At 67.2% G+C, this 13,486-nt stretch carries 13 protein-coding genes; 5 read left to right on the top strand and 8 right to left on the bottom strand.

Features of this window, described 5'->3' with window-relative positions; genetic code table 11:
- The 3 genes from hrpB to ABSF49_RS02750 all read left to right on the top strand — a co-directional run.
- Positions 1-2,042 (top strand): ATP-dependent helicase HrpB (hrpB, locus tag ABSF49_RS02760; RefSeq protein WP_424111095.1); only part of this gene is annotated, 2,042 nt, incomplete at its 5' end.
- 102 nt (positions 2,043-2,144) lie between these two features.
- Complete coding sequence (locus tag ABSF49_RS02755) at positions 2,145-2,384, top strand: FitA-like ribbon-helix-helix domain-containing protein (protein ID WP_424111094.1); 240 nt, start codon at positions 2,145-2,147, stop codon at positions 2,382-2,384.
- A 135-nt stretch (positions 2,385-2,519) separates the two neighbouring features.
- Positions 2,520-3,128, top strand: a complete 609-nt coding sequence (locus ABSF49_RS02750; RefSeq protein ID WP_424111093.1) for a glycosyltransferase family 2 protein — start codon at positions 2,520-2,522, stop codon at positions 3,126-3,128.
- Between the two features lie 46 nt (positions 3,129-3,174).
- Here ABSF49_RS02750 and ABSF49_RS02745 read toward each other — a convergent pair whose 3' ends face one another.
- From ABSF49_RS02745 to ABSF49_RS02730, 4 genes are all read right to left on the bottom strand, one after another.
- Entirely contained in the window at positions 3,175-3,816 is a 642-nt protein-coding gene (locus ABSF49_RS02745; protein ID WP_424111092.1) for a hypothetical protein, read from the bottom strand.
- Positions 3,817-3,819: 3 nt separating this feature from the next.
- Positions 3,820-4,059: a hypothetical protein gene (locus ABSF49_RS02740; RefSeq protein WP_424111091.1), complete on the bottom strand. Its 240-nt coding sequence runs from the start codon at positions 4,057-4,059 to the stop codon at positions 3,820-3,822.
- A 329-nt stretch (positions 4,060-4,388) separates the two neighbouring features.
- Complete coding sequence (locus ABSF49_RS02735) at positions 4,389-5,294, bottom strand: NAD-dependent epimerase/dehydratase family protein (protein ID WP_424111090.1); 906 nt, start codon at positions 5,292-5,294, stop codon at positions 4,389-4,391.
- Between the two features lie 114 nt (positions 5,295-5,408).
- The gene (locus ABSF49_RS02730) at positions 5,409-6,365 is read right to left on the bottom strand and encodes a tyrosine recombinase XerC (protein ID WP_424111089.1); all 957 of its coding nucleotides are present in this window, start codon (positions 6,363-6,365) and stop codon (positions 5,409-5,411) included.
- A 399-nt stretch (positions 6,366-6,764) separates the two neighbouring features.
- On the opposite strand from ABSF49_RS02730, the gene ABSF49_RS02725 reads away from it, so the two are divergent.
- Both ABSF49_RS02725 and ABSF49_RS02720 read left to right on the top strand, forming a co-directional pair.
- Positions 6,765-7,535, top strand: a complete 771-nt coding sequence (locus ABSF49_RS02725; RefSeq protein WP_424111088.1) for a PilZ domain-containing protein — start codon at positions 6,765-6,767, stop codon at positions 7,533-7,535.
- Positions 7,536-7,819: 284 nt separating this feature from the next.
- Entirely contained in the window at positions 7,820-8,716 is an 897-nt protein-coding gene (locus tag ABSF49_RS02720) for a fructose bisphosphate aldolase (RefSeq protein ID WP_424111087.1), read from the top strand.
- Between the two features lie 245 nt (positions 8,717-8,961).
- Here ABSF49_RS02720 and ABSF49_RS02715 read toward each other — a convergent pair whose 3' ends face one another.
- The 4 genes from ABSF49_RS02715 to ABSF49_RS02700 all read right to left on the bottom strand — a co-directional run bounded on the left by ABSF49_RS02715 (position 8,962) and on the right by ABSF49_RS02700 (position 13,360).
- A complete protein-coding gene (locus ABSF49_RS02715) occupies positions 8,962-10,206 on the bottom strand; it encodes a sensor domain-containing phosphodiesterase (RefSeq protein WP_424111086.1) in 1,245 nt (414 codons plus the stop codon).
- Between the two features lie 502 nt (positions 10,207-10,708).
- Positions 10,709-11,110, bottom strand: coding sequence for a (deoxy)nucleoside triphosphate pyrophosphohydrolase (locus ABSF49_RS02710; RefSeq protein WP_424111085.1), 402 nt, complete (start codon positions 11,108-11,110; stop codon positions 10,709-10,711).
- Positions 11,107-12,354, bottom strand: coding sequence for a bifunctional glutamate N-acetyltransferase/amino-acid acetyltransferase ArgJ (argJ, locus tag ABSF49_RS02705; protein WP_424111084.1), 1,248 nt, complete (start codon positions 12,352-12,354; stop codon positions 11,107-11,109). Before argJ ends, ABSF49_RS02710 begins: the two co-directional genes overlap by 4 nt.
- Positions 12,355-12,445: 91 nt before the next feature.
- Positions 12,446-13,360, bottom strand: coding sequence for a peptidylprolyl isomerase (locus ABSF49_RS02700; RefSeq protein WP_424111083.1), 915 nt, complete (start codon positions 13,358-13,360; stop codon positions 12,446-12,448).
- Between the last annotated feature and the right edge of the window lie 126 nt (positions 13,361-13,486).

Genomic DNA, 13,486 nt, shown 5'->3' with positions numbered 1-13,486 from the left:
ATCTCGGCCTGGCGCTGGCGCTCGACGCGCAGGAGGCCTTGCGCGAGGACCTGCGCATTCTCGTCATGTCGGCGACGCTCGACGGCGCGCGCGTCGCCGCGCTCATGCCCGGCGCGACGCGGATCGAGAGCGAGGGTCGCGCCTTTGCGGTCGAGACGCGCTATATCGGCCGCGATTCCGTCGCGCGGATCGAAGACGAAGTCACGCGCGCGATTCTCGGCGCACTCGCCGACGAGCGCGGCTCGATCCTCGCCTTCCTGCCCGGCCAGGGCGAGATCCTGCGCGTCGCCGCGCGGCTCGAAGAGCGCGTGCGCGATCGCGACGTCGACATCGCGCCGCTCTATGGCGCGATGGACGCGCGCGCCCAGGACCGCAAGATCGTGCTCGCGACTTCGATCGCCGAGACCTCGCTGACGATCGAGGGCGTGCGGGTCGTGATCGACAGCGGCCTGATGCGCGTGCCGCGCTACGAGCCCGACGTCGGCCTGACCCGGCTCGAGACGGTGCGGGTGTCGCGCGCCAACGCCGATCAGCGGCGCGGTCGCGCCGGCCGGGTCGAGCCGGGCGTCTGCTATCGGTTGTGGGAGGAGGCGGGGACCGGCGGTCTCGCGCCATTCGCGCAACCGGAAATTCTCGCCGCCGACCTTTCCGGCCTGGCGCTCGACCTCGCAGTGTGGGGCGTCGCCGATCCGTCGGGCTTGAGGTTTCTCGATCCGCCGCCGCGCGCCGCGTTCAAGGAGGCGCGCGCGCTCATCGCCGCGCTCGGCGCGCTCGACGCCGACGGCAAGGTCACCGAGGAAGGCAAGGCCATCGCCGGCCTGGCGCTGCCGCCGCGGCTGGCGCGCATGGTCGTCGACGCGGCGCGCGCCGGCGAGGCGCTGGTCGCCGCCGAGCTCGCGGTGACGCTGACTGAACGCGGTCTCGGCGGCGACGCGGTCGACCTGACGCGCCGGCTGGAAAACTTCCGCCGCGATCGCTCGCAACGCGCCGAGGACGCGCGGCGATTGGCGCGCAATCTGGCGGCGCGCGCGCTTGCCCTCACCCCAACCCTCTCCCGCAAGCGGGAGAGGGGAAGCGCCGACGTCGGCGCATGGCTCGCCGCGGCGTTTCCCGACCGCATCGCCATGGCGCGGGCAAAACGCGGCGAGTTCCTGATGGCCAACGGCCGCGCCGCGTCGCTCGAGCCGCACGATCCGCTCGCCGGCGAAGCGTTTCTGGCGATCGGCGAGATCATCGGCCGCGCGGCGGCCGCGCGCGTCGTCGCCGCCGCGCCGCTGACGCTCGGAGAGATCGAGGCGGTCGCCGGGGCTGAGATCGAAACGCGCGAGGAGACGGCGTTCGACCGCGCCTCCGCCTCGCTGCGCGCCCGTCGTCGTCGAAAGCTCGGCGCGCTGACGCTCGCGGAAGGCGCGCTCAGCCCGCCGGCGGACGAGCGAAGCGCCGCCGCGCTGGCGCGCGGGATTCTCGATCTCGGGCTCGCGCGCCTGCCGTGGACCAAGGCGTTGGCGCAATGGCGCGGGCGGGTCGGTTTCCTGCGCCGCGCCGAGGGCGAGTCCTGGCCCGACCTTGGCGATTCCGCGCTCGCCGCTTCGCCCGACTGGCTCGCGCCGTTCCTGCTCGGCAAGACGCGGCTCGACGAATTTTCCAGCGACGAACTCGGCCAGGCGCTGCGCGCGCTGCTGCCCTACGACCTCGCGCGCCGGCTGGAAGCCGAGGCGCCGAGCCATTATGTCGCGCCGACCGGCACGGCGGCGCCGGTCGATTACGAGTCCGAAGGCGGGCCGAGCGTCGCGCTGCGCGTGCAGGAGCTGTTCGGCCTTTCCGTCCATCCCGCGCTCGCCGGCGGCCGCGTGCCGTTGACGTTGCATCTGCTGTCGCCCGCGCATCGGCCGATCCAGATCACCCGCGACCTGCCGGGCTTCTGGAAAGGCTCGTGGGCGGGCGTGCGCGCCGAGCTACGCGGCCGCTATCCCCGCCATTTCTGGCCCGAAGACCCGGCGAGCGCAGCGCCGACCAGCCGGGCCAAGCCAAGGGGGACGTGAGGGAGCGGGCCGCCGTCGCTCAGGCCGCCGAAAGTGATTTTCGTTGATGGCGACATATGATTTTTGGAATCAACGCAATCAATCAACCAAGAGCGCTATCACATGCCGGCCGTCACGATCCGCAATCTTTCCGCCGAGACGCACCGCGCTCTGAAGCTGCGCGCGGCGCGTCATGGGCGCAGCGCCGAAGCGGAGGTTCGCGCGATCCTCGACGAGGCGGTTCGCCCCAAGGGGCGGTTGAAGCTCGGCGCCGAGCTGGCGGCGTTCGGTCGGCGCTTCGGCGGCGTCGACCTCGAGACGTCTCGCGATCCGTCGCCGACCGAACCGGCGTCGTTCGAATGATCATTCTCGGCACGGCGCCGTTTGTCGCCGCCGGCGTGCCGATCATCGATCCCTGGCGGCCTTGAGCGGGCTCGCGCTTTCCGCCATACCACGTGCGTTTCGCCTCGGGCGGGACCGCTGATTCGGCTGGATTGCATGACCACCGCTCTGCCCAAGGTCGCGATCTGTTTTCCCTCCGCCGACATGGTGCACGCCGACTTCGCCCTCGCGCTCGCCGGCCTCTGCAATTCCACGCCGCCGCTGGAGACGCCGATCGTCAACAACAAGTCGTCGATCGTCGCCGCGGCGCGCAACGACGGGGTGCGGCGCGCGCGCGAGCTCGGCTGCGACCACCTCCTGTTTCTCGACAGCGACATGACCTTCCCGCGCACGACGCTGCATCGGCTGCTGGTCCATCGCGAGGCGATCGTCGGCGCGACCTACGTCAAGCGGGTGGCGCCGTTCGCGCTGCTCGGATCGGCGCTGGAGTCGCATCCGACCGCCGACGCGCGCGGCCTGACCGAAATGCGCCGCATCCCGACCGGCTGCCTGCTGATCCGCATGAGCGTGTTCGACGCGCTGGCGAAGCCCTACTTTCGCTACGGCGCCGACGAGGCCGGCGGCGAGATCGTCGGCGAAGACTACGTCTTCTGCGATCGGGCGCGCGAAGCGGGCTTTCGCATCTGGTGCGACGCCGCGCTTTCGCTCGAAATCGCCCACCTCGGCCTTCAGGCCTGCCGCGTCCCGGGCGCGCCGGCGGCGTGATCCGCGCCGCGTTGCCGCAGAGAATTTCGCGTCCGCTAAGGGTCCGCTAACCCGAATATTTACTCTTCCTTAACGTTATCAATGGTAACCAACGCGGCGAGGTTTGGGGGCAAACCATGTCGATGTCCATTTCCGGCTTCAATTCGCAAGCGCAATTGTTGAAGCTGCTCGAGGCGACCTGGGCGAGCCAGAGCAGTTCTTCCGACGCATCGAGCACAAGCACGTCGACCTCTGCGTCAACTTCGACGAGCAGCACGGTCACGTCGGCGGATGCATCGACCGCGGTCGGTCTGTCGGCGGCGCTGCTCAGTTTCCTGTCGCAGCTCAGCAGCCTCGCGTTCGACAGCAGCGGCAGCCAGAGTTCTTCGGCCAGCGGCGCTTCGACCGGCGGCCCTGGCGGCGTGGGCGGGCCGCCCCCCGGCCCGCCGCCGGGACCGCCGCCCGGCGCGACCAGCGCCAGCGATTCGACCTCTTCGAGCTCGACCGACAGTTCATCGAGCGCCAGCAGCCTGCTGTCGAAGCTCGAGACCGATCTCACCAATCTGTTGACGGCGCTGGATTCGTCGAGTTCGGCCTCGAGCGTCTCGAGCGCGTCGACCGCGACTTCGTCGTCGACCGACTCCAGCGCCTCGTCGTCGACGGGATCGGAGATCGTCTCCGACGTCGCCAAGCTGGCGGCGGTGCTCAACGCCTATCTCGAAAATCTCCTCTCGACGGTCGACTCGACCTCGTCGACTTCCTCGGCCTCGTCCGCTTCGCAGGCTTCGTCCGTCCCGCAAGCCGGGTCGTCGTCGAACGCTGACGCCTCATCGAGCGCAAGCTCGGCTTCAGACAGTTCGTCGAGTTCGACCAGTTCGGCCTCTCGCTCTTCCAGCCCGCCCGCCGGCGCCTCGCACTCTGGGCTCGTGAAGTTGGCCAACGGCGAGTACACGGCGGCCTCAGTGAGCTCTGATCAGAAAGACGCTCTCAAGCTCGGCCTCGTGGAAGAAAAGGATGGCAACTACGGCACAACTTCGCCAAAGACATCCTAGCGCTGCCTCCCGCAGCGCCTCCGGCGCAGGGTTAGCGCTGACGTCGCTACGTTAGGCGGATAGATCGAGGCATGGGTCGCTGCGCAAAGCACCGACGCGCGCTTCAGAAACGCGCATGATGTCGACCCGGCGCCCGCAAGAGTGGGGCTCATGGGCTGTCAGCGAAGAAGACTGACGGCGATGTAGGCGTTCGGAGTCTACGCCGCCAACGCTTCGCCGGCTTCGCCGCTTACGCCGGCTTCATCTTGACGTATTGGCGCCAGTTGTGCGCTTCCTTGAAGCCCAGCACTTCGCGCGCCTTGCGGTTCGACAGCGGCGCCTCGAAGCCTTCGAGCGGCCGGGTGATCGGCAGGCGCGGGAAGGTCTTCGACAGGAATTCCTGGGTCGGCGTTTCGAGGGTGATCGTGTCGTTGGTCGCATTGAAGACCTGGAAGCCGAGCCCGTCCTTCTCCAGGCACAGGCGGACGATCTCGCCGAGGTCGCGCGCGTCGATGTAGCTCCAGGCGTTGCGCTTGCGCAGCATCGGATTGGCCTGGAAGGATTCGAACATCCCGTATTCGTGCGGCTCGATGACGTTGCCGATGCGCAGCGCGTAGATGTCGGCGCCATAGCGCATGGCGAAGGCGCGCGCCGTCTTCTCGTTGCACAGTTTCGACAGGCCGTAGGAATCCATCGGGTCGACGTCGTAATCCTCCTCGAGCGGGAAGGCATGGAAGTCCTTGTCGCCCTCGGTGAAGCAGACGCCGTAAGTCGTCTCGCTCGAGGCGATGATCACTTTGCGCACGCCGAGCTTCATCGCCGCCTCGATGACGTTGTAGGCGCTGACGACATTGGCGGCGAAGGTGACGTTGTCGGGCTCGATCAGGATGCGGGGAATCGCGGCGAAATGGACGACCGCGTCGGGGGCTGAGGGCGTGCTCTCCCCTTCGTAGCCGTCGTAGCCGAAATGGCTGGTCAGCGCGTTGAACGCCTGGCCGGATTCGGTCAGGTCGGCGATGAGCGTGTTGACCCCCGGCAGATCGAGCGGCTTGAGATCGACGTTGAGGATGGCGTAGCCCTTGGCGAGGAGGTGGGCGACGGCGTGCCGACCGGCCTTGCCGGACCCGCCGGTGAAGACGATGCGTTTGCCGGCCACGGGCGCCTCCTCAGTCGTTGTCGGGTCCGGGCGAACCTAGCGCGTGCGGCGGCGAGGGCAAGCGCGACGTTTGCGCGGGGCAGGGCGGCGCCTATCTTGCGAGCGCCAAGGCGCCTAGGCGCGCGGATGGGCGGCGCGATAGGCGGAGACGAGCCGGGCGCTGTCGACGGCGGCGTAGACCTGGGTCGTCGACAGCGAGGCGTGGCCGAGCAGTTCCTGAATGGTGCGCAAATCGCCGCCGCGCGCCAGCAGGTGGGTGGCGAAGGAATGGCGCAGCGCGTGCGGCGTGGCGCTGTCGGGCAGGCCGAGCGCGCCGCGCAGCCGCGCCATCGCCAGCTGGACGATGCGCGGCGACAGCGGCCCGCCCTTGGCGCCGACGAACAGCGGCCCTTGCGGCTTCAGGACGTAGGGGCAAAGCGCGAGATAGTCGGCGACCGCCTGCCGGACCGGCGCGATCGCCGGGGCCGAGCGCGTCTTGCGGCCCTTGCCGAGGACCGTCACCGCGTCGCGCTCGCCCACCGGCGCGTCGGCGCGGCGGATCGACAAAGCTTCGCCGATGCGCAGGCCCGCGCCATAGCAAAGCGATAGCACGGCGGCGTCGCGGGCGAGAATCCACGGCTCGCGCGCTTCGCCCTGGCGCGAAGCGGCGGAAGCGACCGCGCGCGCGTCGGCCGCGCTCAACGGCCGCGGCAGCCGCCGCGCCGCCTTGGGCGCGCGCACCGCGCCGAGCGCAGAGGCCGGCGCGCCGCCCTCACGCACGACCTGGCGCGCCAGCGAGCGCAGGGCGGAAAGCGCGCGCTGCAGCGAGCGCGGATCGATCCCCTCGGCGCGGCGAAACGCGAGAAAGGCGCGCAGATCGGCCGGCGCGAGGCGGGAGAATTCGTCGACGCCCGCCGGCGCGCCGAGCCGCTCGGCGAGAAAGGCGAGGAACTGGCGCGCGTCGCGGCCGTAGGCTTCGACCGTGTTGGCCGAAAGCCGCCGCTCGCCGGCGAGCCGGCCAAGCCACGCCGCGACCGCCGCCGCCAGATCGGGCGCGGCGGGCAGGGCGGCGCGTTCAAGGTCGTCAGCCATGACGGGACGATGCGCCCACGGGGTTAAGCGAGGCTTGCCGGCGGCGGCGCGTCATTTTCTCGGCGCGTCGACGACTTCGACGCCGCAACCATGGCCGCGCGAAAGCATCAAGGCGTCTAAGCTTCGATGCGGCGTTTGACCCGGCGATCGACGTCCCACACAGTCCCATCGCGTGCTTCGTAGGGCGCTATATCTAAAAGTCGATTCAACGCTGCGCGCAGGGCAATATTCGCAGCCGGAACGCGCCCGGCCGGGATGTTCAAGCTTCGGGCCTGCCGAATGGGCGTTATACTCCAACCCGTTTGTGACGAATAACCCACCTTACGCAGGTGTGACAAGTTCACAGGGAAACGTCTTGTTAGTATTTCTCGGTAATCCTTCCGGGTCTAAATGAATCGGATGGCTTCGGCGGGCGCGACCGTTCTATTGGTCGATCGGACTCGCAGTAACAGCCATCGCGTCTGCGCATTCACTCGAGAGAGCGCCGTCGAAACGGCGCGGCCCGGATATCGGCCGTCTTCGGAGTCAGAGCACGGAGGGCTTGGCGCCATGTCGCAAGGCGAGTCTACTTTCGAACGCCGTCGTTACGACCGCGCGGTTCTGACGTTGCCCGGCCGTTACATGCTTGCCGACGGGCAGGAGTTCGACTGCCAAATCGTCGACGCCTCCCCGTTCGGCGTCGCTATTCGAGCGCCATTGGTGGGGGATTTGGGCGAGCGCGTCGTCGCCTACGTACAGGAACTCGGACGGATTGAAGGCGTGATCGTGCGACGCGGGATCGACTGGTTCGCCGTCGAATTGCATGTTCCTTCAGCCCGGCTGCGCAAGCTCGCGAAGAGAATTGACGGGCTTGCACGGCGGCAAGCGGAAGGCTCGCCCGAGCGGCGCAGCTACGACCGCCTCGATCGGGATCAAGATCAGGACCGCACGACGTTGCTTCTATCGGACGGGCGAGCGTTCGAAGCGGGTTTGATCGACGTGGCGAGCAACAGCGCGGCGCTCGAGGTCGACGTCGCGCCGGCTGTCGGCGCGGCGGTGACCGTCGGAAAGCGACGCGCTCACGTTTCCCGTCATTTCGCCGGCGGCATAGCGGTCACGTTCGATCCGGACCCAGCCGGCGAGAGCGTCGACGAGATCGAGACGATTCCGGCTCGCGGGGAGAGCCGTTGACGGGCGCAGGACGGGCTTAGGCTCAACGCGCGCCGGCCGCATATCGCTCGCCAGACCGCGCGTTTGAAGGTTCCGCGCCGGCCGCGTCCCGCGCGGCGGCGACCCAGCCCGACTCGAAACACGACGCCGTTGCAGACTCGGCTTAAAACCGACCGCTGACGGGGAATGTCGGTCCGGATGGGTCGATCCCGGCGCGCGCTGTTGGCGCGTTTGACCCCCCGTTGAGTTCGCCAACGCAACCTGCGCAAGCTGGCGCCGGACACGCTCAGGCGAGGACGACGAACATGGCCAATGACAAGATGAAAGCGCAAATGTCGAGCAAGGACGGCTTCATCGCCGCGCTCGACCAGAGCGGCGGATCGACCCCCGGCGCCCTGCGCCTCTATGGCGTCGCCGACAGCGAATACAGCGGCGAGGCGGAGATGTTCAAGCTGGTGCACGAAATGCGCGTGCGCATCATCGCGTCGCCGGCCTTCAGCGGCGAGAAGGTCATCGCCGCGATCCTGTTCGAGCGCACGATGGACGGACTGGCGAAAGGCAAGCCGGTGCCGACCTTCCTGTGGCAGGAGCGGGGCGTCGTTCCGTTCCTGAAAGTCGACAAGGGACTCGAGGCGGAGAAAGACGGCGTCAGCCTGATGAAGCCGATGCCGGATTTGGCGCCGCTGCTCGCCAGAGCGACGAAGCTCGGCGTCTACGGCACCAAGATGCGCTCCGTCATCAACCTGGCCTCGAAGACCGGCATCGCCGCCATAGCGAGACAGCAGTTCGAGATCGGCGAACAGATCGCCAGCCACGGCCTGATGCCGATCCTCGAGCCCGAGATCTCGATCAAGAGCCCGGACAAAGCCGGCGCCGAGGCGATCCTGCTCGCCGAGCTGACCAAGGGCCTCGACGCCTTGCCGGCCGGCCGCCAGGTGATGTTCAAGCTGACGCTTCCCGAGACGCCGGATTTCTATGCGCCGCTGATCAAGGACAAGCGCGTCGCGCGCGTCGTCGCGCTGTCGGGCGGCTACAGCCGGGCCGAGGCGTGCAAGCGCCTCGCCGCCGATCACGGCATGATCGCCAGCTTCTCGCGCGCGCTGGCGCAGGACCTCAGGCGCTCGATGAGCGACGCCGAATTCAACGCCGCGCTGGCGAGCGCGATCGACGAAATCTACCGCGCCTCGGTGGTGAAGGTGTGAGGCCGGAGCGCGGGCCCGAGGCGCGGACGATTGCGGGCGGATTGGGAATCTCCTCCCCGGTTCGCAGCGACCGGCGGCTTTCCACCTTGCCTGGACGTTGCGACGGTCGGCCGCAACGTCAATTTTCTTGGCGCATTCCGATCACCGGCTCGAACGGTCCGAAGGGCCTCTCTTCCAACAAATTGAACCACAACCCTGAAAACAGCCACTTGTGATTCATTTGACCGCTGCGGCGAGCGAGCGGCTCAGATCACCACGCGCCATAATTCTTCGATCGGAACGGGTCGACCGAGCAGCCAGCCTTGCGCCGCGTGGACGCCAAGCTCCCTCAGAATGCCCATTTCGCCTTCGGTCTCGACGCCTTCGGCGATGATCTTGCAGTCGGTATCCTGCCCAAATTCGATCAGCGCTCTGGCCAAGGCGCGCCGCCAACGATCGCTGTTAATGTTCCGGGTCAAGCTGATGTCGAGCTTGATGAAATCCGGCCGGATATTGAGGATGTGACACATGCTGGAATATCCGGCGCCGGCGTCGTCGATCGCGATCTTGACGCCGCGTCGGCGCAGCGGCGCCAGGGCATACGAAAAGTCGTCGTAGTTTTCGACGTAATCGTGCTCGGTGATTTCGAGAATGATCTTTTCGGCTGGAAACCCTTCTATGATTTCCAGCATGCGTCCTTCCGTTATCGTCTCCGGTGAGCTGTTGATTCCCAGATAGTGCAAGGGGCCGCGCTTCCAGAGGGACCGATACCTAGCAAGGGCGCTGCGAGCCGCCTTGATTTCGAGCTGGGTCTTCAACCCGACCTCGTCAGCCTCCATAAACCACTTGTCCGGCGCACGTTGCGGTTCCTCCTTAAAGCGCGCGAGCGCTTCCGCTCCAATAAGCGTCATGTCCGAGAGCTGAAACATCGGTTGATAGACGATCGATGGTTCTTCCGACGATTGTATGAGGGCTTGAATCCGTTTGGTCTTGTCACTGCGGTCTCGGAGCCGCTCCAAGTCTACGTCAATCTGATAGGCCACGAAGTCGGCGACCACCTTCATCATTTGAAGATCGCGCTCGTCCAGCGCCGCGTTGGCTCGGAAATTGAAGCAACAGAACGTCCCGTAGATTTGGCCGCTTCTGAGACGAATCGGCACGCCCATGTGCGAGCCGATGGGTAGTCCTTGCGTTACGAGGATCTCCATCGCTTTGGGTATGGCTGCGGTGTCCGGGATCAACTCGGGCAGCTCACCTCCGACGATCTTTCTGAAATATTCTTCCGCGAGCGCTATCGAATCGCTTACTTGGGCGGGAGACCACCCACATTTTGTACTCATTTGGCGTACGAATAGGCGATCGTCAATAAATTCAGAAATGAATCCGATGTCCATCTGCAGACGGGACCGCACCAGTTCGACAGCTTGCTCGACGCAATTGTCGACAAAAGCGTGAATGATGTTTGGAGAGCCTGAAAGTACGTCGCGCCTCGGCTGTGTTTGCAAGTTCATAGCGAGCATCCTCAAATGGAGATGTTCGATGCGCCTTCCCGAACGTAAGAATGACTTTGATCGGCTTCCGCCCCGCATCGTGACAGAATCCGGTCATTGCCGCCCCCCTCTTGGCGACGCTGACGGCAAGATGAGCGAAGTCTGTCGTTCAGAGAAGATTCGGAAAATACTCAGATACGGGGCGAACGGCGCAAATAGTTACGGAAGTGTATGCTTTAACCAAGCTTCTTCAGATAGTCGCCAGTCGACGCGGACTGCGTACAATGTCCACTCAACATCGAGGCGGGGCGAAATCTTCGCCTTGGCTTAAAGTCAGGCGCCAGAAGCACGGTATTGAGCGATAGTCGTTCTCATTGTTGGTAGAAACATCCGAAAACTCCGCGACGGTTGGCGCGACAGCCCAACTTTCCGAGTTTCACAGAGCCTCCGCCATCCGCGAGCGCCCGGCCGTTGGACATCCGGTCCGAGCCTCACCGCGCGCTGCGCCTGGCGCAGAAACGCCTCACCCAAGCAAATCGACCAGCGCCGGGATCAGCGGGGCGTCGGCGGGGGGCATCGGATAGGCGCGCAGATCCTTGGCGCGCGCCCATTTGAGCGCCTGACCTTCGCGCGGCTCGACGAAGCCTTCCCAGCGGCGGCAGACATAGAGCGGCATCAGCAGATGGAAGTCGTCGTAGGCGTGGCTGGCGAAGGTCAGCGGCGCGAGGCAGGCGGCTTTCACCGTCACGCCGAGTTCCTCTTTGAGCTCGCGGATCAGCGCGTCTTCCGGCCGCTCGTTCGGCTCGAGCTTGCCGCCGGGAAACTCCCACAGGCCCTCCAGCGCCTTGCCCTTCGGGCGCTGGGCGATCAGCACGCGATTGTCGACGTCGACCAGCGCCGCGGCGACGACCAGCAGCAGCGTCAAGAGCGGTAGTCGCCGTTGATGGCGACGTAGTCCTTGGTGAGGTCGCAGGTCCACACCTTGGCCGTCGCCGTACCGACGCCGACGTTGACGCCGATGACGATTTTGCCCTTCTTCATATAGGCCGAGGCTTCCGCCTCGCTGTAGTCGGGATCGCGTTTGCCCGCGTGGGCGACGCGCAGGTCGCCGAAGAAGATGTCGAGTCGGTCGCGCTCGGCCTTCTCGCCCGATTTGCCGACCGCCATGACGACGCGGCCCCAATTGGCGTCCTCGCCGGCGACCGCGGTCTTGACCAGCGGCGAATTGGCGATCGCCAGCGCGATGCGCTTGGCGGCGCGGCGCGTCGCCGCCCCGGCGACCCTGACCTCGACGAATTTGCGCGCGCCCTCGCCGTCGCGCACGACCTGCTGGGCGAGGTCGAGCAAGAGCTTGTCGAGCGCGCGGCGGAAGGCGGCGAGCCGCGGGTCGGCGGCGTCGGCGATCGCCGGCGCGCCGCGCGCCGCCGCCGCGCCGGTCGAAAAGATCAGCAGCGTGTCGGAGGTCGAGGTGTCGGAATCGACGGTGATGGCGTTGAACGAGCGGTCGACGCCCTTGCCGAGCAGCGCCTGCAGCGCCGGCGCGGCGATCGGCGCGTCGGTGAAGACGAACGACAGCATCGTCGCCATGTCGGGGGCGATCATGCCGGCGCCTTTGGCGATGCCGTTGATCGTCACGTCGGCGTCGCCGAGCTTGACCCGCGCGGTGGCGACCTTGGCAAACGTGTCGGTGGTCATGATCGCGCGCGCCGCCTCCATCAGCCGGTCGGGTCTGGCGGCGGCGATCAGCCCGTCGAGCGCATTGACGATCGGCGCCGGGTCCATCGGTTCGCCGATGACGCCGGTCGAGGCCTGGTAGATCTCGTTCGGCGTCGCGCCGATCGCCTTCGCGATCGCCTTGGCGACGGCGGTTGTCGTCGCCACGCCGGCTGCGCCGGTGAAGGCGTTGGCGTTGCCGGAATTGACGACCAGCGCGCGCGCGCGCCCCTCGCTCAGAGCGGCGCGGCACCAGTCGACCGTCGCCGAAGGGCACTTCGAGCGGGTGAAGACGCCGGCGACCGCGGCTGGCCGGTCGAACAGCGCCAGCATGACGTCGGTTCGCCCCTGGTAGCGCACGCCGGCGGCGCCGGCGGCGAAACGCACGCCGTCGATCGGCGCCAGGACGGGGAAGGTCTTCGGCGCGAGCGGCGAGATCGGGGCGGAGGCGGCCATGCGGGAGAGATCCGAGTGGAGGGGGCGGCGCAGGGAGCGCGCGGGCGTTCCGCCCCGCTCGAGCGGCGGGGCGGATAGAATCGCGAACGCGTCAGGGCGTCTTGGGCTTGGCGTCGTCGCCAGCGGCCGGCGCCGCCGGGGCCGCGCTCGGGGTCGGCGCGGGTTCGGGGACGAGATTGCCAGAATCGTCGGCGCGCTCGATCTTGGCCGTGCCGTGCAGCGAGGCGATGAGGTCGCTCTGCGCCTTCTGGGCGACATAGCGCGCGGCCTGGTCCTTCAGCTCTTCGAACGGCGGGAAGTTGCGCGTGCGCCGCTCCTCGACCTTGATGATGTGCCAACCGAACTGGCTCTTCACCGGATCGGAGATCTGGCCAGGCTGCAGCTTGAACGCCGCGTCGGCGAATTCGGGCACCATGCGGTCCTTGGTGAACCAGCCGAGATCGCCGCCGTCGCCGGCCGGGTCCTTGGACAATTCCGTCGCCACCTTGGCGAAGTCTTCGCCCTTCTTGACGCGCTCGAGCGCCGCTTTGGCCTCTTCCTCGGTCGGCAGCAGGATGTGGCGGGCGTGAACCTCCTCCACCGGAGGGTTGGCCTTGGCGGCGTCGTCGTAGGCCTTGTGCTCGGCTTCGTCGGTCGCCGCCGCCTTGCCGACCTGGCTCAGCAGCGACTCCATCGCCAGTTTGTCGTGGTAGTAGTCGAGCCGACGGGCGAAATCGGCGCCCTGGTCGAGCTTGTCGGCCTTGGCCTTGCTGGCCGCCAGGCGCAGATCGATCAAATAATCGAGCACGTACTTCTGGCGCGCCGGGCCTTCGAGTTTCTGCGGCAGTCCCGGGCCGATGTCCTGGAGCGCGTCGGCGACGTCGTCCTCGGTGATCGCCGCTCCGTCGACCCTGGCGAGGACGCGGGGGTCGGCGTGCGCGGCGCCGACGACGAGCCAAGCGGCGCTGAGGATTGAGGCAAACAGGAAGGCGAGCCGGCGAGCCGGCGCTGGCGCTGATCGGGTCATGAAGGCTCCTCTCGAGGAGGCTTGCGCGCCTCCGCTGATGCAGGCGCGTATAATGCCCTTTGGCCGATATTGCGAGGGGCGACGTCGCCGAAGGCCGGGGCTGCGACATCCGGCGTTTCGGCCTCG

It is taken from the genome of Roseiarcus sp. (genome assembly GCF_049514155.1).
Lineage (GTDB): Bacteria > Pseudomonadota > Alphaproteobacteria > Rhizobiales > Beijerinckiaceae > Roseiarcus.
The sequence above is the reverse complement of the archived record's forward strand: the minus strand, read 5'-3'. Positions and strand labels throughout refer to the sequence as shown.

Excerpts from the sequence above, each read along its gene's own strand:
- ABSF49_RS02755 (WP_424111094.1), top strand. The coding sequence starts at position 2,145 with ATGCCGGCCGTCACGATCCGCAATCTTTCCGCCGAGACGCACCGCGCT.
- ABSF49_RS02750 (WP_424111093.1), top strand. The coding sequence starts at position 2,520 with ATGACCACCGCTCTGCCCAAGGTCGCGATCTGTTTTCCCTCCGCCGAC.
- ABSF49_RS02730 (WP_424111089.1), bottom strand. The coding sequence starts at position 6,365 with ATGGCTGACGACCTTGAACGCGCCGCCCTGCCCGCCGCGCCCGATCTG.
- argJ (WP_424111084.1), bottom strand. The coding sequence starts at position 12,354 with ATGGCCGCCTCCGCCCCGATCTCGCCGCTCGCGCCGAAGACCTTCCCC.
- ABSF49_RS02715 (WP_424111086.1), bottom strand. The coding sequence starts at position 10,206 with ATGAACTTGCAAACACAGCCGAGGCGCGACGTACTTTCAGGCTCTCCA.
- ABSF49_RS02700 (WP_424111083.1), bottom strand. The coding sequence starts at position 13,360 with ATGACCCGATCAGCGCCAGCGCCGGCTCGCCGGCTCGCCTTCCTGTTT.
- ABSF49_RS02725 (WP_424111088.1), top strand. The coding sequence starts at position 6,765 with ATGGCTTCGGCGGGCGCGACCGTTCTATTGGTCGATCGGACTCGCAGT.
- ABSF49_RS02720 (WP_424111087.1), top strand. The coding sequence starts at position 7,820 with ATGGCCAATGACAAGATGAAAGCGCAAATGTCGAGCAAGGACGGCTTC.